18 protein-coding genes are annotated in these 18,378 nt (G+C 65.8%); 14 read left to right on the top strand and 4 right to left on the bottom strand.

Annotation, left to right across the window (positions count from 1 at the left end):
* The first annotated feature begins 38 nt into the window (after positions 1-38).
* A complete protein-coding gene (locus tag J0H39_05660; protein MBN9496218.1) occupies positions 39-1,259 on the top strand; it encodes an alpha-hydroxy-acid oxidizing protein in 1,221 nt (406 codons plus the stop codon).
* A gap of 259 nt (positions 1,260-1,518) precedes the next feature.
* On the opposite strand, the gene J0H39_05665 is transcribed toward J0H39_05660, so the two are convergent.
* The gene (locus J0H39_05665; protein ID MBN9496219.1) at positions 1,519-2,049 is read right to left on the bottom strand and encodes a gamma carbonic anhydrase family protein; all 531 of its coding nucleotides are present in this window, start codon (positions 2,047-2,049) and stop codon (positions 1,519-1,521) included.
* Positions 2,050-2,231: 182 nt separating this feature from the next.
* Here J0H39_05665 and J0H39_05670 point away from each other — a divergent pair, with 182 nt between their 5' ends.
* The 3 genes from J0H39_05670 to J0H39_05680 are packed head-to-tail and all read left to right on the top strand — an operon-like array spanning position 2,232 to position 4,663.
* Entirely contained in the window at positions 2,232-3,389 is a 1,158-nt protein-coding gene (locus J0H39_05670; GenBank protein ID MBN9496220.1) for an exo-alpha-sialidase, read from the top strand.
* Between the two features lie 10 nt (positions 3,390-3,399).
* Positions 3,400-4,182: an aldolase gene (locus J0H39_05675; GenBank protein ID MBN9496221.1), complete on the top strand. Its 783-nt coding sequence runs from the start codon at positions 3,400-3,402 to the stop codon at positions 4,180-4,182.
* Positions 4,183-4,201: 19 nt separating this feature from the next.
* Complete coding sequence (locus J0H39_05680; protein MBN9496222.1) at positions 4,202-4,663, top strand: nuclear transport factor 2 family protein; 462 nt, start codon at positions 4,202-4,204, stop codon at positions 4,661-4,663.
* Positions 4,664-4,685: 22 nt separating this feature from the next.
* Here the strand turns inward: J0H39_05680 and J0H39_05685 are convergent, their stop codons facing one another.
* Both J0H39_05685 and J0H39_05690 read right to left on the bottom strand, forming a co-directional pair.
* The gene (locus J0H39_05685) at positions 4,686-5,612 is read right to left on the bottom strand and encodes a helix-turn-helix domain-containing protein (protein MBN9496223.1); all 927 of its coding nucleotides are present in this window, start codon (positions 5,610-5,612) and stop codon (positions 4,686-4,688) included.
* A 140-nt stretch (positions 5,613-5,752) separates the two neighbouring features.
* Positions 5,753-6,664 (bottom strand): 3-keto-5-aminohexanoate cleavage protein, encoded by a 912-nt coding sequence (locus J0H39_05690; protein ID MBN9496224.1) that lies wholly within the window; start codon positions 6,662-6,664, stop codon positions 5,753-5,755.
* Positions 6,665-6,898: 234 nt separating this feature from the next.
* On the opposite strand from J0H39_05690, the gene J0H39_05695 reads away from it, so the two are divergent.
* From J0H39_05695 to J0H39_05705, 3 genes are read left to right on the top strand one after another with little or no spacing between them, the layout of a single operon-like run.
* A complete protein-coding gene (locus J0H39_05695) occupies positions 6,899-7,909 on the top strand; it encodes an Ldh family oxidoreductase (protein MBN9496225.1) in 1,011 nt (336 codons plus the stop codon).
* A gap of 22 nt (positions 7,910-7,931) precedes the next feature.
* Positions 7,932-9,158: an iron-containing alcohol dehydrogenase gene (locus tag J0H39_05700; GenBank protein ID MBN9496226.1), complete on the top strand. Its 1,227-nt coding sequence runs from the start codon at positions 7,932-7,934 to the stop codon at positions 9,156-9,158.
* A 16-nt stretch (positions 9,159-9,174) separates the two neighbouring features.
* On the top strand, positions 9,175-10,650 hold the full coding sequence (locus tag J0H39_05705) for an NAD-dependent succinate-semialdehyde dehydrogenase (GenBank protein ID MBN9496227.1): 1,476 nt from the start codon (positions 9,175-9,177) through the stop codon (positions 10,648-10,650).
* 23 nt (positions 10,651-10,673) lie between these two features.
* On the opposite strand, the gene J0H39_05710 is transcribed toward J0H39_05705, so the two are convergent.
* On the bottom strand, positions 10,674-11,339 hold the full coding sequence (locus tag J0H39_05710; GenBank protein MBN9496228.1) for a GntR family transcriptional regulator: 666 nt from the start codon (positions 11,337-11,339) through the stop codon (positions 10,674-10,676).
* Positions 11,340-11,490: 151 nt separating this feature from the next.
* Between J0H39_05710 and J0H39_05715 the strand changes: the two genes are divergently transcribed.
* From J0H39_05715 to J0H39_05745, 7 genes are all read left to right on the top strand, one after another.
* Complete coding sequence (locus J0H39_05715) at positions 11,491-12,456, top strand: tripartite tricarboxylate transporter substrate binding protein (protein ID MBN9496229.1); 966 nt, start codon at positions 11,491-11,493, stop codon at positions 12,454-12,456.
* A gap of 28 nt (positions 12,457-12,484) precedes the next feature.
* Positions 12,485-12,937, top strand: coding sequence for a tripartite tricarboxylate transporter TctB family protein (locus J0H39_05720; protein ID MBN9496230.1), 453 nt, complete (start codon positions 12,485-12,487; stop codon positions 12,935-12,937).
* 9 nt (positions 12,938-12,946) lie between these two features.
* Entirely contained in the window at positions 12,947-14,443 is a 1,497-nt protein-coding gene (locus J0H39_05725) for a tripartite tricarboxylate transporter permease (GenBank protein MBN9496231.1), read from the top strand.
* A 25-nt stretch (positions 14,444-14,468) separates the two neighbouring features.
* Positions 14,469-15,218, top strand: a complete 750-nt coding sequence (locus J0H39_05730) for an SDR family oxidoreductase (protein ID MBN9496232.1) — start codon at positions 14,469-14,471, stop codon at positions 15,216-15,218.
* 151 nt (positions 15,219-15,369) lie between these two features.
* Positions 15,370-16,308 (top strand): hypothetical protein, encoded by a 939-nt coding sequence (locus tag J0H39_05735; protein MBN9496233.1) that lies wholly within the window; start codon positions 15,370-15,372, stop codon positions 16,306-16,308.
* Positions 16,309-16,333: 25 nt separating this feature from the next.
* The gene (locus J0H39_05740; protein MBN9496234.1) at positions 16,334-16,798 is read left to right on the top strand and encodes a tripartite tricarboxylate transporter TctB family protein; all 465 of its coding nucleotides are present in this window, start codon (positions 16,334-16,336) and stop codon (positions 16,796-16,798) included.
* 8 nt (positions 16,799-16,806) lie between these two features.
* Positions 16,807-18,312: a tripartite tricarboxylate transporter permease gene (locus J0H39_05745; GenBank protein ID MBN9496235.1), complete on the top strand. Its 1,506-nt coding sequence runs from the start codon at positions 16,807-16,809 to the stop codon at positions 18,310-18,312.
* Positions 18,313-18,378: the final 66 nt, after the last annotated feature.

Below are 18,378 nucleotides of genomic sequence, written 5' to 3' on the forward strand. Positions count from 1 at the left end.
TGGCGGCAGCGATGGGTCCGCAAAGGTGACGTTCGACCATGAAACCGGAATCCGCTTCTCCCGCCGTCGATCCCTGGAAAGCCTTTAGCGGCGGGGCGGGCGAACGCGGCTTAGGCCGCGTGTTGTCGTTGAACGATTTCGAGCCGTTGGCGCGCGCGCGTCTGCCGCGGCCGATCTTCGGATACGTGTCGGGTGCCGCGGAAACCAATGCCGCGCTGGATGCAAGCCGTCACGCGTTCGAAAAATGGCGCTTCGTCACGCGCGTGCTGTGCGACGTTTCGGCGCGCAGCCAGAGCATCGATCTTTTCGGCACGACCTATTCTTCGCCCTTCGGCATTGCGCCGATGGGACTTGCCGCCTTGTCCGCGTTCGACGGCGATCGCGTCGCCGCGCGCGCGGCCGCGCTTGCGGGCATTCCCTATGTGCTGAGCGGATCGTCGTTGACGCGGCTGGAGGACGTTGCCCAAGCCGCGCCGGGCAGCTGGTTTCAGGCCTATCTGCCGGGCGACGAAGGGCGGATCGGCGCGTTGCTCGACCGGGTCGAGAAGGCGGGATTCCGCACGCTCGTGGTGACCGTGGATATTCCCGTGGCCGGCAATCGCGAAAACAATATTCGGGCCGGTTTCTCGACGCCGCTACGCCCGACCTTGCGCTTGGCCTGGGATGGTATCGTCCGGCCGCGTTGGCTGTGCGGCACCTTCTTGCGGACGTTGTTGACGACGGGAATGCCGCATTTCGAGAATTCGTTCGCCGAACGTGGCGCGCCGATTCTGTCGCCAAAGGTCGATCGCGACTTCTCCAATCGCGCCCATTTCAATTGGGATCATGTCCGGCGGATCCGTGCCCGCTGGAAAGGCGCCTTCGTCTTGAAGGGAATTTTGAGCCCTGCGGATGCTGCCGAAGCGCGACGGACGGGCGTCGATGGCGTGATCGTTTCGAACCATGGCGGCCGGCAGCTCGACTATGCGGCGGCGCCGATGCAAGTGTTGTCGTCGATCGTCGCCGAGGCGGGCGGCATGACGATCATGATGGATGGCGGCGTGCGACGCGGTACCGATGTCATCAAGGCACTTGCGTTGGGCGCGCGCGCCGTCTTTATCGGCCGGCCGTTTAACTACGCCGCGTCGACCTATGGCGAAGCGGGGATCGCGCATGCGATCCGTCTTCTGCGCGGCGAAGTCGATCGAAATCTTGCGATGCTGGGGATCGACGATATCGCGAAACTCGATCGTAAAGCGCTGATCGCCGCCGACGCCTGATCCAACTTCTTGGGCGATAGATACGCGTCGGCTCGGTCTTGAGAAGTCGTTTTCGACTTTCCGTCGTCCTCAAAATTCCCTTGGGGTTCAATGGGGCTCTTTGGGGTTCCGGCGACGGAAAACTGTAGGACTATCAACGCGGCTTGACAGCTCTTAATCAGCGGGTCGTAGGTTCGAGCCCTACATCGCCCACCATCGGCCCCGACGAATAAAGGCCCCGGTCACCGACCGGGGCTTTTTTTGCGCGACACAGTGCGCATCATCCGATTTGCTTGAGGCCTTGAGCATAGCGGCGGCCGTTGGCGACGTAACCCGCCGCCGAGGCGCGGATCATGTCGATATCGCGCTCGGTCAGCGGACGCATGATCTTTGCGGGCGCGCCGACGATCAGCGAGCCTTCGGGAAATTCCTTGCCTTCGGTCACCAGCGCGCCGGCGCCGACGATGCAATGGCGCGCGATGCGCGTGCGGTTGAGGATCGTCGCCCCCATGCCGATCAGGCAATCGTCGGCGATGGTGCAGCCATGCGCGGTGACGCGATGGCCGATCGTCACGTTCGCGCCGATGGTGAGCGGCGCGCCGGCGTCGGAATGCAGGACCGAGTTGTCCTGAATATTCGCGCCGTCGCCGATCACGATCTCCTCGTTGTCGCCCCGGATCACCGCGCCGAACCAGATGGTGACGCCTTCGCCCAGGCGCACATTGCCGATCACTTGCGCGCTCGGTGCGATCCAGAAATCGCCCGATTTCGGGAGCTTGGGCGTCGCGCCGTCGAGCGAATGGATCGGCATCTTGAACTCCTTGCGGCTTTGTTTTCCGCGCGATGTTAGCGGCGGCGGCGGCGCCCTATGGCGCGCGATGCGGAACGATTTCGCGCGTTGAAATTGGGTCTCGGCCTTGTGTTCAACGCGCGCCCGGCGATGTGACACTCGCCGCGGTTCTGGCTTCGAGAGGCCAGCTTGGAGAGAAAAGCATGATCCGGCGTTTCGAACAACGCATGCGTATCGCCGATGCCGATCACGGCGTTGTCTATCGCAACAACGCGGAGTTCTGCGGCTGGCCCTTCGTCAGCGGCTTCTGGACGACCGCGCAGGGCCATCACGTCGTCGCCTTCATGAAGAAGCCGAGCACCTATCGCGAAGCGTCGGAAGTGAATCATGACGAAGTCGCCCTGGTCGGGCCGCAGATGGTCACGCTGCGGTCGCGCGACGGCGGATACAGCTGGGACCCGAACTCGATGCGGCTGCTGTTCGACCTGTCGGCCGATCAGAACGCGATGTTCGCGAAGGCGCGGACCGATTATGCGGATTTGCCGCCGATCGATTTCACCAATCGCGACGTGCTGGTCGCCTCGGGCGGCACGCCCGATTATTTCCGGCCGCATAGCCGCGCCTGGATCCGCGTATCGACCGATGGCGGCGACAGCTGGCGCCCGCCGCTGCTCGCCCCCAATCTCGGCTGGCCGTCGCTGTCGGGCCACGCTTCGGCGCTGGTGCGCCCCGACGGCGTCAGCCTCGTCTTCCTGACCGCCGTCGGCGCCGATGGCTGGGGCCGCCGGCCGATCGTCTATGCGAGCATCGACGACGGCACGGCGTGGACCTTCCTGTCGGTCATCACGTCCAAGCACGACGACGGAGCCGCCGACGGGGATCGTAACGTGCCGCTGCGTTTCGGCCCGCATCGCTATTTCTATCCGCGCGGCATTACGCTGCCGGACGGGCGCATCCTGCTGTCGCTGCGTTGCCAGCGCGATCCCACGTCGTTGCTATGGACCGAGATTTTCCAAAGCGACGACGGCGGCTTGACCTGGCGTTTCCTGTCGCGCGTCAACGATTGGGGCGCGCCCGGCGATCTCGTGCGCCTCGCCGACGGCCGCATCGCCTGCGTCTATGGCTATCGCTTGCCGCCATTCGGCGTGCGCGTGCGCTACAGCGAGGACGACGGCCGCAGCTGGGGGCGCGAATGGGTGCTGCGCGACGACGGCGGCAGCTGGGATCTCGGCTATCCGCGCGTGGCGGAGATCGCACCAGGCAAGCTGATGTGCGTCTACTACATGAACACCAAGGACGATCCCATCCAGCTCAACGGCGGCGTTCGGCATATCGCGCGCAGCGTGTTTTCGGCGGAATAGGGGAGACGTCATGACCAATCCGCGCCCGCCTTACGAGGATTTCCGCCGCCGCCTGCGCGCGCGCGAGCATGTTCTCGGCACTTTCGTCAAAACGCCGACCACGCATGCGATCGAGATTCTCGGCCTGCTCGGCTACGATTTCGTGGTCATCGACCAAGAACATGCGCCGCTCGACCGCTGGCAGATCGACACGATGGTGCTTGCCGCGCGCGCGTCGAACGTCGCGGGTATCGTGCGCGTCGGCGATCCGGGCGACGCCAATATTCTTTCCGTGCTCGATTGCGGCGCCGCGGGCATTCTGGTGCCGCATGTCGACAGCGCCGCCAAGGCGCGCGATATCGCCGCCGCGTGCCGCTATCGGGGCGGACGCCGGGGCTTCGCGAACACCACGCGTGCGGGCGGCTTCGGCGAAGCTTCGTTCGCCGGGCATATCGCCGCACAGGACCAGCGCGTCGTCTGCACGGCGATGATCGAGGATTTGTCCGCGCTCGACCATTTGGACGAGATCGCCGCCGTCGAAGGCATCGACGCTTGGTTCGTCGGGCGCGGCGATCTGACGGCGGCACTCGGCGCGCCGTCGATGACCTCGCCCGAAACGCGCAAAGTGGTGGAGCCAATCATGGCCGCCGCGCGCAAGGCGGGTATTCCCGTGATCATGCTGTCGCCCGACCGCGCCGACGCCAAGGCGATGGCCGAACTCGGGGCGAGCGCCTTCATGGTGTCCAGCGATCACGGCTTCCTCAAACAGGCGGCGCGCCAAGCGCTCGCCGAATTTTCGCCACCTATCGCCTAGCACAACGGAAGGTACGACAATGCACATCACACCCGAACGCATCGCGCTGACGCACACGTTGCACGCGCTGCTGGTCGACTATTGGCACGAAGTCGACAGCAATTGGGGCCGCAAGGCGCCCGAATACTACACGCCCGACGGCGTGTTCCAGGGTCCGGCGGCGTCCTATGCCGGCCGCGAGAAGATCCGCCAATTCTACAAATGGCGCGAAGACCGGGGTGCCCGCACCGTGGTCCACAGCGTCATCAACTTCCAGGCGATCCCGCAAGGGGACGACAAGGCGCTGTGCCACTGGTTCCTGATGCTCTACGCGGCCGACGGCAAGCCGCCGCTGCCCACGCATCCGCCGATCCAGATCGCCTATATGACCGACCACATGGTCCGCGACGCGAGCGGCGCCTGGCTCGTCGCGCATCGCAAATTCGAAAACTGGTTCGAAGGCGGCACGCCGACGACGAATCCGAAACTCGACGACAAGTAACCGTCGCGGGCGCGGGCCGGGATTAAAACCCCGGCTCGACGCCCGTCGCCGCGCGCGTGCGGCCGTCGTCGCGCACCAACGCCAGCGCACGGCCGATCGCGGCCGTTGTTGCCTGCAGCGGACCGACGATCTTCTCCGCGAGGTCCCGGCGTTCGATCGCCGATTTGAACAGGCTGATGCTGATCAGCCCGTGGACGGAGTCGCCGATCTTGATCGCCGTCGCCAGCGTGATCGTGCAGAACGGTTTGGTCGCCGGATCGCGCATCGCGTAGCCGTCCTTGCGGATGCCGGCGAGCAGCGCGTGCAGGCGGCGTTCTTCCGCAGCACCAAATTGCAGTTCGGGCGTGGCGCGCATGCGCGCCACATGCGCGCGCATCTGTTCGGGCGGGCAAAACGCCATGAAGGCGCGGCCCATGGCCGAGTGCAGCAGATCCGCGCGTTGGCCCAGCACCGTGTTGGTGTGGGCGAGGGGGCTGACGGCACCGGTCCAGTAGCGCACGGCGATCGCATCGCCGTCGAGCACGCCGATGCCGATCGGGCATTTGGTGGTCGCGGTCAATTCCAGCGCGTGGGGGCGCGCGACCTCGATCATTTGGGCGATGCCGTCGAGGCCGGAGGTCAATTCGTGCGTGCGGCAGGTGACGTGATAACCGCCGCACATGTTGTCGCGCGCGACATAGCCTTCGTGCATCAGCGTTTCCAGCATCCGCACGATGGTCGATTTGGGAACGCGCGTTTCCTCGAAGATCTCGTTGATCGAGGCGATACCGAGCTTGTTCACCGCGCGCAGCACTTTGAACGCGCGGCCGACGGAGTCGACCGGGGCGTAGGAGCGTTGCTCGGGATCGGTAAAGCCGCGGCGGGAATTGGTCCGGCACCGCGATCGCGCCGCAGCGCCTTGCCAGGCGCCGTCCGCGACGGAATGCGTGAGTGCGCTCGCTTCGGTCACGTCGTCCCTCCCTGCGTTCGACTTCGGGTCGAACTCGCCGCTTGGCGGCATTGACGCGTAGTCTATCCCTTGCGGCGGCCGGGCGCCACTGGCGGTATGTTTCCGCGCCCGCTTGCGCCGCCGCAAGGTCCGATGGCGGCTCAGAAATTGACCCTGTCGGCGCCTTTCAACGCCAAAGTTTTGCGGGCGTCGGTCGGTGTCGCGATCTCCAGCCCCAGCCCTTCGATGATCTGGCGGACTTTGGCGACCTGCTCGGCGTTGGTCTTGGCGAGCTTGCCCGGCCCGGCCCATAGCGAGTCCTCCAGCCCGACGCGGACATTGCCGCCCATTGCGGCGGCTTGCGCGGCGATGGGCAACTGGTTGCGCCCCGCCCCCAGGACCGACCATTGATAGGCGTCGCCGAACAAGCGATCGGCCGTGCGTTTCATATGGGCCACGTCCTCGGGGTGGGCGCCGATCCCGCCCAGAATGCCGAACACCGACTGCACGAAGAACGGCGGCTTGACCAGGCCGCGATCGACGAAATGCGCCAGCGTGTAAAGATGCCCGATGTCGTAGCACTCGATCTCGAAGCGCGTGCCGTTCTCGGCGCAGGCGGTCAGGATGCCGGCGATGTCCTTGAACGTGTTCTTGAAAATGCGGTCTTCGGATTCGGCCAGGTAAGGTTTCTCCCAGGCGTGCTTGAATTCCTTGTGGCGCGCGAGCATCGGGTAGAGCCCGAAATTCATCGAGCCCATGTTCAGCGACGCGACCTCGGGCTTGAAATAGGTGCACGGGCGCAAGCGCTCCTCGATCGTCATCGTCGGCGCGCCGCCGGTGGTGATGTTGATCACCGCATCGCAGCGCTGCTTGATGACCTTCAAAAAGGGCTCGAACGCCTCGGGCGATTGGTCGGGGCGGCCGTCGGCGGGGTTGCGCGCATGGACATGGACGAGGGCGGCCCCGGCTTCGGCGGCCCCGATCGCCGCCTCGGCGATTTCCGCCGCCGTGATCGGCAGATGCGGGGACATCGACGGCGTATGGATGGCACCCGTCACGGCGCAAGTGATCATGACTTTCCGGGCCACTGTCTTCCTCCCTGTCTATACGTCCAACGTGATTCACACGGTGTTGGGGGCGATTCCACCCGGCCGCGCACGGATTTCAATGGGCGGAAAAGAGCCGCAAGTCGCGGGCGGTTCACGTTTTCTTATGTCATGGAATCGGCCGTGGGTGCGCTCTCTCGCTTGACTGGAACCGCCGCGCCGAATAGAACTCGCCACCTCAGATTCGATATCATATAGGATATGATACAGAAAATTGCCGCCAGCGAGATCCGTCAATTTTGCGCCGCAGCCCTGCTGCGGGCGGGCGCGCCGGAATCCCATGCGCGGCTGCAGGTGGATCTGCTGCTCGAGGCGGAATTGCGCGGCCGCGCCTCGCACGGGCTATTGCGCCTGCCGCGGATCGTCGCGCGTATCCGCAACGGTGTGGCCGATCCGCGCGCGTCGGGCCGCCACGATTGGCAAGGCGATGGCTTGTTGCAGGTGGACGGCGAGTGCGGGCTGGGCCCGGTCGTGGCTTGCGCGGCCTTGGATGCGCTGATGGACCGCGCCGCGTCGACGGGGGTGGCGCTCGCCGCCATCGCCAACAACAACCATATCGGCATGCTCGCTTTCTACGCGGAGCGTGTGGCGGCGCGCGGGGCCATGCTTATCGCGCTATCGACCAGCGAGGCGCTCGTCCACGCCTGGGGCGGCACGAAAGCGATGCTCGGCACCAATCCCATCGCGATCGGCGTGCCCGCTGCACCGTTGCCCTTCGTGCTCGACATGGCGACCAGCGTCGTGTCGATGGGGCAGATCCACGATCATGCGCTGCGCGGCGCGCCGATTCCGCTGGGCTGGGCGCTCGATCGCGACGGCCGGCCGACGACCGACGCGAAGGCCGCGTGCGGCGGCGCCATCGCGCCGTTCGGCGAGGCGAAGGGTTACGCGCTCGGCCTCGCCTTCGAAGTGCTCGTGGCGGCGCTGACCGGGGCGGCACTGGGCCGCGCGGTGCGCGGCACGCTCGACGCGACCGAGATATGCAACAAGGGCGACGTGTTCATCGTGGTCCGCGCCGCGCAGATGGAAGCGATGGCCGCGTCGATCGCGCTCTATCTCGAGGAGATCCGGGACGACGCGCCCGCCGAAGGATTTCGGCGCGTGGCGATCCCCGGCGACCGGGCCAACGCGGTGCGTGCCGAGCGTTTGCGCGACGGCGTTCCCGTCGCCGGCAACGTCTGGGACGACATCGTCGCGCTGGCGCGCGCATGAAGGACGGAGGCGAGAGAAGCGTATGACCAGTTTCGGCCTGCTTCGCACACCGGCGAAGATTCTGTTCGGCCGCGGCCAGCGCGCCGCTTTGGGTGCCGTCGCGCGCGGCTTCGGCGCGCGCGCTTTCGTGTGTACCGATGCGCGGCTCGCCGCCGATCGGCATTTCGTCGCGATGATGGACGATCTGAAGAAAAACGGCGTCGCGGTGCTGGTGTTCGACCGCACCGTTGCCGAATTGCCGCTCGACTGTGTCGCCCAATGCGTCGCGGCCGCCAAACCCTTCGCGCCCGACATGGTGATCGGCATCGGCGGCGGCTCGTGCATGGACCTCGCCAAGGCCGCGGCGGTGATGCTCGCCCATGGCGGCGATATCCGCGACTATTACGGCGAGTTCAAAGTGCCGGGCCCGGTGCTGCCGCTGATCTGCCTGCCGACGACGGCGGGGACGGGTTCGGAAGTGACGCCCGTCGCCGTGCTCGCCGATCCCGACAAGACGATGAAGGTCGGCATCGCCAGCCCGCATATCATTTCGGCGGTTGCGATCTGCGATTCCGAACTCACCGACACGTGCCCGCCGGGCCTGACGGCGTTGTCGGGGGCGGACGCGATGACGCATGCGATCGAGGCCTATACCGCCATCGCCCGGCCGGCGACGGCGGCCTTGTCGGCGGAGCGCGTGTTCGTCGGCAAGAACGCGCTGTCCGATCAGCAAGCGCTCTCGGCGATCCGCTTGATCGCGGGCGCATTGGAAACCGCGTGCCGCGACGGGTCGAACGCGCAGGCCCGCGACGATCTGATGCTCGGCGCGTTGCTCGCCGGGCTCGCTTTCGGCACGGCGGGGACGAGTGCCGCGCACGCGATCCAGTACCCGGTCGGCGCCTTTACCCACACGCCGCACGGCACGGGGGTGGCGCTGCTGCTGCCTTACGCGATGGATTTCAACCGCGAAACCCGCATCGCGGAGTTCGTGGAAATCGCCGTCGCGATGGGGGCGGTCCGCCAGGGTCGCAGCGCCGAGGATTTGTCGCGCGACGCGGTGCGCCGCGTCGCCGCGTTGTTCGGCGCGGTCGGCATTCCCCGCACGCTCGCCGATTTGGGACTGCCCGAAACGAAGATCGACTGGGTCGTCGAGCAATCGGCGACGATCCAGCGCCTCGTCGGCAACAACCCGCGCGAGCTCGACGTCGCGGGACTCGCGGCCATCACGCGCGCTGCCTATGCCGGCCGGCTTTCGGCCGATGCCGCCTGAAGGAAGGACGACGCCCATGCACGATTCATCCGCTTCCCGCGCCACCGCGATCGATCCGGCCGCGATTCCGCGCGGGCTTTTCATCGGCGGCATGTGGCGCGAGGCGACCGGCGGCAAGACGATTCCGGTCAGCGATCCGTCGACCGAGGAATCGCTCGGCACGATCGCCGACGCGACGGTCGAGGACGGGCTCGCCGCCGTCGCGGCGGCGTCGGAAGCGGCAGCCGATTGGGCGAAGACCGCGCCGCGCAAGCGCGCCGATATTCTGATGAAGGCCTTCCACCTGATGCTCGCCAAGGCCGACGGTCTGGCGGAGCTGATTTCGCGCGAGAACGGCAAGGCGCTGGCCGACGCCAAAGGCGAGGTGAACTACGCGGCCGAATTCTTCCGCTGGTACGCCGAAGAAGCGGTGCGCATGATCGGCGATATCAGCATGGCGCCGGGCGGGGCGAACCGCATCGTCGTGCAGTATCAGCCGGTCGGCGTCAGCGTCTTGATTACGCCGTGGAACTTTCCCGCCGCAATGGCGACGCGCAAGATCGGCCCGGCGTTGGCGGCCGGTTGCACCTGCATCCTGAAGCCTGCGACCGAAACGCCGCTGACAGCACTGGCGATGGCCGAAATTCTGGCCGAAGCGGGCGTGCCCAAAGGTGTGGTGAACGTCGTCACGACGTCGAAGCCCGGCCCGGTGATCGGCGCCATGCTGCGCGACCGGCGCGTGCGCAAGCTTTCCTTCACCGGCTCGACGGAAGTCGGCCGCCGGTTGCTCGCCGAAGCTTCGCAGTCGGTCGTCAATTGCTCGATGGAGTTGGGCGGCAACGCGCCCTTCGTCGTGTTCGAGGATGCGGATATCGACGCCGCCGTCGACGGCGCGATGATCGCCAAGATGCGCAACGGCGGCGAAGCCTGCACGGCGGCGAATCGCTTCTATGTCCACGAAGCGGTTTACGGTGAGTTCGCCGCCAAGCTCGCGGCGCGCATGGGCGCGATGCGCGTCGATGACGGCCGCTTGCCGACCACGGCGTGCGGGCCGCTGGTCAACCGCGCGAGCCTGGAGAAGGTCGTGGGCTTCGTCGACGACGCGGTCAAGCGCGGCGCCAAGGTATTGACCGGCGGCAAGGCGCTCGACCGGCGCGGCTATTTCTATCCGCCGACGGTGCTGACCGACGTCGCCAAAGATTCGGCGCTGCTGCACGACGAAATCTTCGGGCCGGTCGCGGCCCTCGTCGCCTTCAAAAACGAAGACGAAGCCGTGGCGATGGCCAACGACACGGAATACGGCCTCGTCTCCTACGTCTACACCAAGGATCTCGCGCGCGGCCTGCGCGTGGCCGAGCGGTTGGAGGCGGGGATGATCGCGCTCAATCGCGGGCTCGTCTCCGACCCGGCAGCCCCTTTCGGCGGCGTGAAGCAAAGCGGCCTGGGGCGCGAAGGCGCCCATCACGGGCTGCTGGAATTCGCCGAAGCCAAATACATCGCGACGAATTGGTAGGGAAAATGAACTTCCCCGAAACCCTAGGCCGGCAGCAGCGTCAGCACGCGATCGCGCGAGGCCGCGATATGCGCGCGCATCGACTTCTTGCCGGCGGCGGCGTCGCCGCGCAGCAGGGCGGCGAGAATCTCGGCGTGTTCCTCGATCGCCTCGGCCGTCACGCGCGTATGGAAGACCAGCCGGAAGATGTGCACATGCGTGTGCAGCTTGGCGAGCGAGTCCGACAGAAACATGTTGCCGCTCGCCTCGGCGATCCGCGCGTGGAACTCGGCGTCCTTGCGCGCGAACTCGCTATAGGTGGGCGTGGCGCGTCCGGGCATGCCGCTCATCTCCGCGTGAAGCCGGTTGAGGGCGTCGCGCGCGCCGGCATCGAGATTGCGCGCCGCCATCGCGGCACCCGCCGGCTCGATCAGCAAGCGCAGCTCGAACAACTGCTCGATCTGCGGACGGGTCAATTGTGGACTGGCGCGGTGGCCGATCAGATGCGTCTTGATGACCAGGCCTTCGGCCTCGAGCCGGCTCAACGATTCGCGCACCGGCGTTTGCGACACGCCCAATTCGCGCGCCAGCGTATCGACGTTGATCCGCGCGCCCGGTGCGATCTGCATGCCGGTGATGCGATCGAGAATCGCGTTGTAGACCTCGCTCGTCAGCGCCGCCGGCCGCTGCAATGTGCCGCTCGAACTCATCGTGCTCCGCTCCGTTACGTCTTCTCGTCTTCCGTGTCGGGGAATCCGCCTTGACCCGGCGCCGTGCCTAACATGAACGCAAACTAGATCAAATTTAATATCCTATAGGAAATCGAAAACCTATAAGGATTCACAACAAAGGGAGGATCAAATGACTGTTTTCCGCCGCATGGTCCTGGCTTTCGCCATGCTCGTTTCGACCGCCGGCTTCGGCTGGGCGCAGGAATATCCGACGCGTCCGATCACGTTCGTCGTGCCTTTCGCCGCCGGGGGCGGTGTCGATTCGATCATGCGCCGCATGACCGACGAGCTGCAAAAGGCACTGGGTCAGTCGATCATCGTCGATCCGCGCCCGGGTGCGAACGGCGCGATCGGATCGGCCGCCGCGGCTCGCGCGACGCCGGACGGTTACACGCTGCTGGCGACGGCGAGCTCGACCTTCTCGCTCAATCCCAATCTGATGAAGGACCCGCCCTACGACCAGCTCAAGGATCTGGTGCCGGTCGCCACGATCGGCCGGTCGCCCTGGCTGCTGATCGTCGCGGCGGACAGCCCGTTCAAAACGGTCGCCGACGTCGTCGCCTTCGGCAAAGCCAATCCCGGCAAGCTCGCCTTTCCGTTCTGGCAGTCGAGCGTGCTGGTGACGGGCGAAACCTTCGGGCGCGTCGCCGGGGCGCAGATCCGCAAGGTGCCCTATAAGGGCGCCGTCGAATCGATGACCGATCTGCTGGCCGGCCGCTTGCCGATCATGTTCACCGACACGATCGGCGCGCGCCCGCAATTGGCAGCGGGCAAGATCCGCGTGCTGGCGTCGACCGTCGAAAAGCGGCCGAGCTACTTCCAGGATATCCCGACGCTGAAGGAACTCGGCTTCGACGTGGTGACGGACTCGATGACCGCCGTCTTCGCGCCGGCGGCCACGCCCAAGCCGATCCTGGAGCGTTTGAACAAGGAGTTCACGCGCATCGTCGGCACGAACGAAGATATCCGCGAGCGTCTGCGGGAGTTCGGGCTCGATCCGACGACGATGACGCTGGCCGAGTTCGACGCCTTCGTGCGCTCGGAAATGACGCGCTGGGCGGATATGATCGAGAAGGCCGGTCTGCAAAAGAGCTGATCGGAATCCGGCGGGGAGGGGGAACGACATGCGGCTGGCGAAAGATATCGTCGCGGGACTCGGCACGATCGCGTTCGCGATCGGCGTACTCGTCGCCCTCTCCAAAATTCCGCGTACCTCGTATCAGGCGATACCGCCGGATCTGTTCGCACGGCTTTGCGCCTACGCGATCATCGCCGGCGGTGTCGTTCTGATCGTGCGCGGGATCGTGCGCGGCGGCGACGCGGTGAAATTGCCGCCGTGGCGCGCGATGTTCGCCGTCTTCGCGGGCGTCGTCGCCTTCGGATTGGTGGCGCCGCGCTACGGATACGCGCCGGCGGGGTTGCTGACGCTGATCATCGGCGGGCTCGGCGCGCCCGATCTGAAACTGCGGCAGTTGCTGCTGATGTCCGCCGCGCTGATCGCGTTTTCGGTAATCCTTTTCACGTACATGCTGAAGCTGCCCATGCCGTTCTTCATCATGCCCGGTTTCGTTTCCTAAGGGGCCGATATGCTTTCCGATTTGGCGCTCGGCTTCTCGGTCGCGTTGAGTTTCGACAATCTTCTGCTGTGCCTGCTTGGCTGTCTGATCGGCACGTTGATCGGCGTGCTGCCCGGCGTCGGGCCGATCGCGACGATTTCGATCCTGCTGCCCTTCACCTTCGGGATCACGCCGGTCGGCTCGATCATCATGCTCGCCGGCATCTATTACGGCGCGCAATACGGCGGCTCGACGACCGCGATCCTGGTGCGCATCCCCGGCGAGGCGAGCTCGCTGGTCACGATCATCGACGGCAATGCGATGGCGCGAAGCGGGCGCGCCGGGGCCGCCTTGGCGCTCGCGGCCCTCGGCTCCTTCGCCGCGGGCACGTTCGCGACCATCGTCATCGGGGCGGCGGCCGAACCGCTCGGCCGGGTTGCGTTTCTGCTGGGCCCCGAGGATTATTTCGCGCTGATCGTGTTGGGCCTCGTCTTCGCCATCGTGCTCGCCAGCGGTTCGATCCTAAAGGCGATCATCGCGGCGCTGATCGGCGCCATCCTGTCGACCGTCGGGACCGACATCGAAACCGGCGTGCAGCGTTTGACCTTCGGCATCGGCTCGCTGTTCGAAGGGATCAACGTGTCGATCCTGGCGATGGGCGTGTTCGGCGTCGCTGAGATCTTGCGCAATCTCGAGGAACACCATTCCCGTCCGCTGATCGAACGCCATATCGGCCGGCTGTGGCCGAGCGGCGAGGAGTTCAAACGCGCGGCCGCACCGGTCGCGCGCGGCACGGTTCTGGGCTCGATCCTGGGCTTGCTGCCGGGATCGGGCACGTTGCTCGCACCCTTCGCGTCCTACGTGATGGAGAAGAAGATCTCCAAAACGCCCGAACGTTTCGGCAAAGGCGCGCCCGAAGGGGTGGCCGGGCCGGAAGCGGCCAACAACGCGGCCGCGCAAACCTGCTTCATTCCGCTGCTGTCGCTGGGCTTGCCGCCCAACGCGGTGATGGCGCTGATCCTGGGCGCCTTGACCGTGCAGGGGATCGCGCCCGGCCCGCAGGTCTTCACCAAGTATCCGGAACTGTTCTGGGGCATGGTCGCGTCGATGTGGATCGGCAATCTGATGCTGCTGATCATCAATCTGCCGTTGATCGGTTTGTGGGTTTCGTTGCTGCGCGTGCCTTATCGATTGCTCTATCCCGCGATCCTGCTGTTCTGCTGCATCGGCTTGTTCTCGGTGAATCGCCTGCCCGAAGACATCTACTTCATGGCGATGTTCGGCATGGTCGGCATGCTGCTTTACAAATTCGGCTTCGAAGCGCCGCCGTTGATCCTGGGTTTCGTGCTGGGCGATTCGCTCGAATCGAATTTCCGGCGCGCGCTGATCCTGGCGGATGGCGACTGGTTCACCTTCGTCGAAAGCCCGATCGCGGTCGCGCTGCTGCTGCTGGCGGCCGTCATGCTGGCGGCGACGCTGTTTCCGAAATTGCGCAAAGGCCGCGAGGACGTCCTCAAGGACGACTGAGCGTCAAGTACAGGAGATACGGAATATGTCGGATGTCGTGATCGTCACCGGTGCCAGCACCGGAATCGGGGCCGCAACCGCGCGCCTGCTGGGTTCGCAAGGGGCCAGCGTCGTCGTCAACTACAACAGCTCCACCGAAGCCGCCGAAGGCGTGGTGGCGGAGGTGAAGGCGCTGGGCGGCAAGGCGATTGCGGTGAAGGCGAATATGGGCTCGCAAGCCGATATCGTGCGCATGTTCGCCGAGACGGACGCGGCGTTCGGGCCGGTCACGGGTTTGGTCAACAATGCCGCGACCAACACCACGCATCGCAAGATCGAAACCTACGATTTCGACGAGGTGATGGGCGTGCTCGCGGTCAACACCGCGGGGCTGCTGATCTGCTGCCGCGAGGCGGTCAAGCGCATGTCGACCAAGAACGGCGGCAAAGGCGGGGCGATCGTGAACGTGTCCTCGATCGGCGCGCTGACCGGCTCGCCGGGCCGCTTCATCCATTACGCGGGCTCGAAGGGCGCGGTGGATTCGATGACGCTGGGCATCGCCAACGAAGTCGCGCGCTGCGGCATCCGCGTCAACGCCATCCGGCCGGGCATGGTCGACACACCCATCCACGCCAAAACCGGCCAAGCCGACCGTATGGCGGACGCGGCATTGGCGACACCTTTGGGCCGCGCGGGACGGCCCGAGGAAGTGGCGGAATCGATCGCCTGGCTGCTGTCGGACAAGGCCTCGCTCGTCACCGGCGCGATCCTCAACGTGATGGGCGCGCAACGCTGAAAGCGGCGCTGTTTCAAAGCCTGAAACAGCGCCGAATAGGAATGGGCCGCCTTGGGGCGCCTTCGTACTATCCGGGCATTGGCTCGACCGGCGGCGCTTTTCGAAGCCCGCCGGGACCGCCGAGCCCCCATCGTCGAAGAGGTCGCCCGCCATGTCCGGCATCGCCGCACGCCAAGCCACCAAGGCCGAATTCCGCAAAATGCCGCCGCAGCTCGTCGAATCCGGCGGCAAGGCGAAGACTTGGATCACGCGCGGCGGAAACTTCGCCGTCGTCGTCTCGGAAGTCGAGCCCGGCGCGGTTCTGTCGCGCGCGAACAATCCCGAAGAATACATGATCATCCTGCCGCCCGACGGGGCGTCGGCGACGATCGAAGCGGGTGGGCGCACGGTCGATGCGAAGCCGGACTCCCTGACCATCGTTCCGCCCGGGGCGAGCACGCTCACCGCCACGACGAAGGGTCTGGTCGCGCGCATCTTCTCCAAGGCGTCGGACGACATCATGGCGAAGGCGTCGAACGCGGCGAACTATGCCGATGGCGCGCCGGAACTGGCGCCGCCCGATCTGTGGCCGGAGCCTTATGACGGCTATCGTTTGCGTTACTATCCGCTGGCGCAATACGCCAAGCCGGATGGCGACCGCATCCAGCCGCGCGTCTTCCGCTCGACCAATATGCTGGTCAATCTGTTCGTCCACTACAAGACGCGCCGTTCGACCAAGGCGTTGAGCCCGCATTGGCACGACGATTTCGAACAGGCGTCGCTGACCCTCAGCGGCAAGTGGATCCACCACATGCGCTACAATTGGGGTTCGGATCTCGACACGTGGACGCCGGACGATCACGGCGAGATGGGCACGCCATCGGTCATCATCATTCCGGCGACCGTCGTGCACACCAGCCGCGACGTGGGCGACGGCGAGTCCTCGCTCTACGACATCTTCTGCCCGCCGCGCATGGATTTCGCGGCCAAGAAAGGCTTCGTGATCAACGAGGACGAATACCCGCTGCCCGCGACCAATGCGGCGGCGGCGCCAGGCGCGCCCGCACCCAAAACCGGCGGAACGCTGCTGTCCTGGCAGAAGCCCGGTTGATCGGCGAAGCGCGCCGGGCCCGAACATGACGGGGCGCGTCAATCTCCAGGACCTGGCCGCGGGCGGCGTGTTCGCCGCCCTCGGCTTGTTCTTCGCGCTTGGCGCTTGGTTCGATCTGCGTATCGGGTCGGCGCTATCGATGGGGCCGGGTTACTTCCCATTGCTGCTCGGCGGGGTGCTGACGGCGCTGGGCGGCGCGATCGCGTTGAAGGCGTTGGTCGCGGCGCGCGCGCCCTTCGGCGCCACGTCGTGGCGCGGCCTGACGATGACGATCGCCGCCATCGTGTTCTTCGCGGCGACGGTGCGCGGCCTCGGCCTCGCGCCGTCGTTGTGCATCGCGACGATGATCGCCGCCGGCGCCTCCGGTCAGGTGAATTTGCGGCTGGCGGCGATGTTGGGCCTGTCGCTGACCTTCATCTGCGTGGCGATCTTCATTTGGGGGCTGGGGCTGCGCTACGCGACCATCGGCCCGTGGCTCGGGGGGCAATAGGCGCCGATATGGAACTCATCGACCATTTGGCGCTCGGTTTCGGTACCGCGCTGTCGCTCGACAACGCGCTTTATTGTTTGCTCGGCGCCCTGATCGGCACGGCGATCGGCGTATTGCCGGGTATCGGCCCGACCGCCACCGTCGCGGTGCTGTTGCCGGTGACCTATCACCTGACGCCGGTCGCCTCGCTGATCATGCTCGCGGGCATATATTACGGCTCGCAATATGGCGGCTCGACGACGGCGATCCTGGTCAATCTGCCGGGCGAGGTGTCGTCGTCGGTCACGGCGATCGACGGCTATCAAATGGCGCGCAAAGGCGACGCGGGCAAGGCGCTGGCGATCGCCGCGATCGGATCGTTCGTCGCGGGCACGTTCGCGACCTTGGTGATCGCGCTGGTCGCCGTGCCGCTTTCGTCGATCGCGCTGAAGTTCGGTCCGGCCGAGTATTTCTCGCTGATCCTGACGGGTCTCGTCACGTCGACGGCACTCGCCCACGGCTCGATGTTGAAGGCGGTCGCGACGATCATCGCGGGTATGTTGTTCGGCCTGATCGGCATCGACGTCGATAGCGGCGCCTTCCGCTACAATATGGGCATGATCGAGATGTCCGACGGGTTGTCGATCGTCGCCGTGGCGCTGGGCATTTTCGGCATCTCCGAAATCCTGCGCAATCTCGACGATCCCGAACGCGCACCGTCCGGCATGGCGAAGATCACCACATTGATGCCCACGCGCGACGATTTGCGCCGCAGCGCCATGCCCATCGCGCGCGGCTCGATCCTCGGTTCGGCTTTGGGCACGCTGCCGGGGGCGGGCTCCATACTGTCGGCCTTCGCCGCCTATATGCTCGAAAAGCGCCTGTCGCGAACCCCGTGGCGTTTCGGGAAGGGCGCCATCGAAGGCGTGGCCGCCCCCGAAGCCGCGAACAACGCCGGCGCGCAGACCTCGTTCATTCCGATGCTGACGCTGGGCCTGCCGACCAATCCGCTGATGGCGCTGATGATCGGCGCGTTGATGCTGCACGGGATCACGCCGGGGCCCGACGTGATCGACCGGCGGCCGGAATTGTTCTGGGGCTTGATCGCGTCGATGTGGGTCGGCAACGCGATGCTGGTTGTGCTGAACCTGCCGCTGGTCGGTTTGTGGGTCAGCTTGCTGCGCATTCCCTACCGTCTGCTGATGCCCGCGATCGTCGCCTTCTCGATCATCGGCGTGTTCACGGTCGGCGGCAGCGATTTCGACGTCTATGTCTTGGCCGGACTCAGCCTGTTCGGATATCTCTTGTCGAAACTCGGCTGCGAGCCCGCTCCCTTCTTGATGGGATTCGTGCTGGGGGCACCGCTCGAGGAACATATGCGCCGTGCACTCGTGTTCTCCAACGGCGATCCTAGCATCTTCGTGACGCAACCGATCAGCGCCGCGTTCTTGGTCTGCGCGGTCTTGATCCTGATCGCGATCCTGCTGCCCAGCGTCTCGCGCAAGCGCGAGGAAATCTTCGCGGAAGAGTCCTGACGAAAAACCCGCGCTTTCCGGACGGCACCGGAAAGCGCGGGCGATTTCGCCAGCGCGTCGAAGGTT

This window comes from Alphaproteobacteria bacterium (assembly GCA_017308135.1).
In the GTDB taxonomy this organism is placed as follows: domain Bacteria; phylum Pseudomonadota; class Alphaproteobacteria; order CACIAM-22H2; family CACIAM-22H2; genus Tagaea.

What these genes read in the sequence shown, in the direction of transcription:
- J0H39_05660 (MBN9496218.1), top strand. Translation starts at nt 39, where the DNA reads ATGAAACCGGAATCCGCTTCTCCCGCCGTCGATCCCTGGAAAGCCTTT.
- J0H39_05700 (MBN9496226.1), top strand. Translation starts at nt 7,932, where the DNA reads ATGACCAGTTTCGGCCTGCTTCGCACACCGGCGAAGATTCTGTTCGGC.
- J0H39_05690 (MBN9496224.1), bottom strand. Translation starts at nt 6,664, where the DNA reads ATGATCACTTGCGCCGTGACGGGTGCCATCCATACGCCGTCGATGTCC.
- J0H39_05735 (MBN9496233.1), top strand. Translation starts at nt 15,370, where the DNA reads ATGTCCGGCATCGCCGCACGCCAAGCCACCAAGGCCGAATTCCGCAAA.
- J0H39_05710 (MBN9496228.1), bottom strand. Translation starts at nt 11,339, where the DNA reads ATGAGTTCGAGCGGCACATTGCAGCGGCCGGCGGCGCTGACGAGCGAG.
- J0H39_05740 (MBN9496234.1), top strand. Translation starts at nt 16,334, where the DNA reads ATGACGGGGCGCGTCAATCTCCAGGACCTGGCCGCGGGCGGCGTGTTC.
- J0H39_05675 (MBN9496221.1), top strand. Translation starts at nt 3,400, where the DNA reads ATGACCAATCCGCGCCCGCCTTACGAGGATTTCCGCCGCCGCCTGCGC.
- J0H39_05730 (MBN9496232.1), top strand. Translation starts at nt 14,469, where the DNA reads ATGTCGGATGTCGTGATCGTCACCGGTGCCAGCACCGGAATCGGGGCC.
- J0H39_05725 (MBN9496231.1), top strand. Translation starts at nt 12,947, where the DNA reads ATGCTTTCCGATTTGGCGCTCGGCTTCTCGGTCGCGTTGAGTTTCGAC.
- J0H39_05705 (MBN9496227.1), top strand. Translation starts at nt 9,175, where the DNA reads ATGCACGATTCATCCGCTTCCCGCGCCACCGCGATCGATCCGGCCGCG.
- J0H39_05695 (MBN9496225.1), top strand. Translation starts at nt 6,899, where the DNA reads ATGATACAGAAAATTGCCGCCAGCGAGATCCGTCAATTTTGCGCCGCA.
- J0H39_05720 (MBN9496230.1), top strand. Translation starts at nt 12,485, where the DNA reads ATGCGGCTGGCGAAAGATATCGTCGCGGGACTCGGCACGATCGCGTTC.
- J0H39_05715 (MBN9496229.1), top strand. Translation starts at nt 11,491, where the DNA reads ATGACTGTTTTCCGCCGCATGGTCCTGGCTTTCGCCATGCTCGTTTCG.
- J0H39_05745 (MBN9496235.1), top strand. Translation starts at nt 16,807, where the DNA reads ATGGAACTCATCGACCATTTGGCGCTCGGTTTCGGTACCGCGCTGTCG.
- J0H39_05670 (MBN9496220.1), top strand. Translation starts at nt 2,232, where the DNA reads ATGATCCGGCGTTTCGAACAACGCATGCGTATCGCCGATGCCGATCAC.
- J0H39_05680 (MBN9496222.1), top strand. Translation starts at nt 4,202, where the DNA reads ATGCACATCACACCCGAACGCATCGCGCTGACGCACACGTTGCACGCG.
- J0H39_05665 (MBN9496219.1), bottom strand. Translation starts at nt 2,049, where the DNA reads ATGCCGATCCATTCGCTCGACGGCGCGACGCCCAAGCTCCCGAAATCG.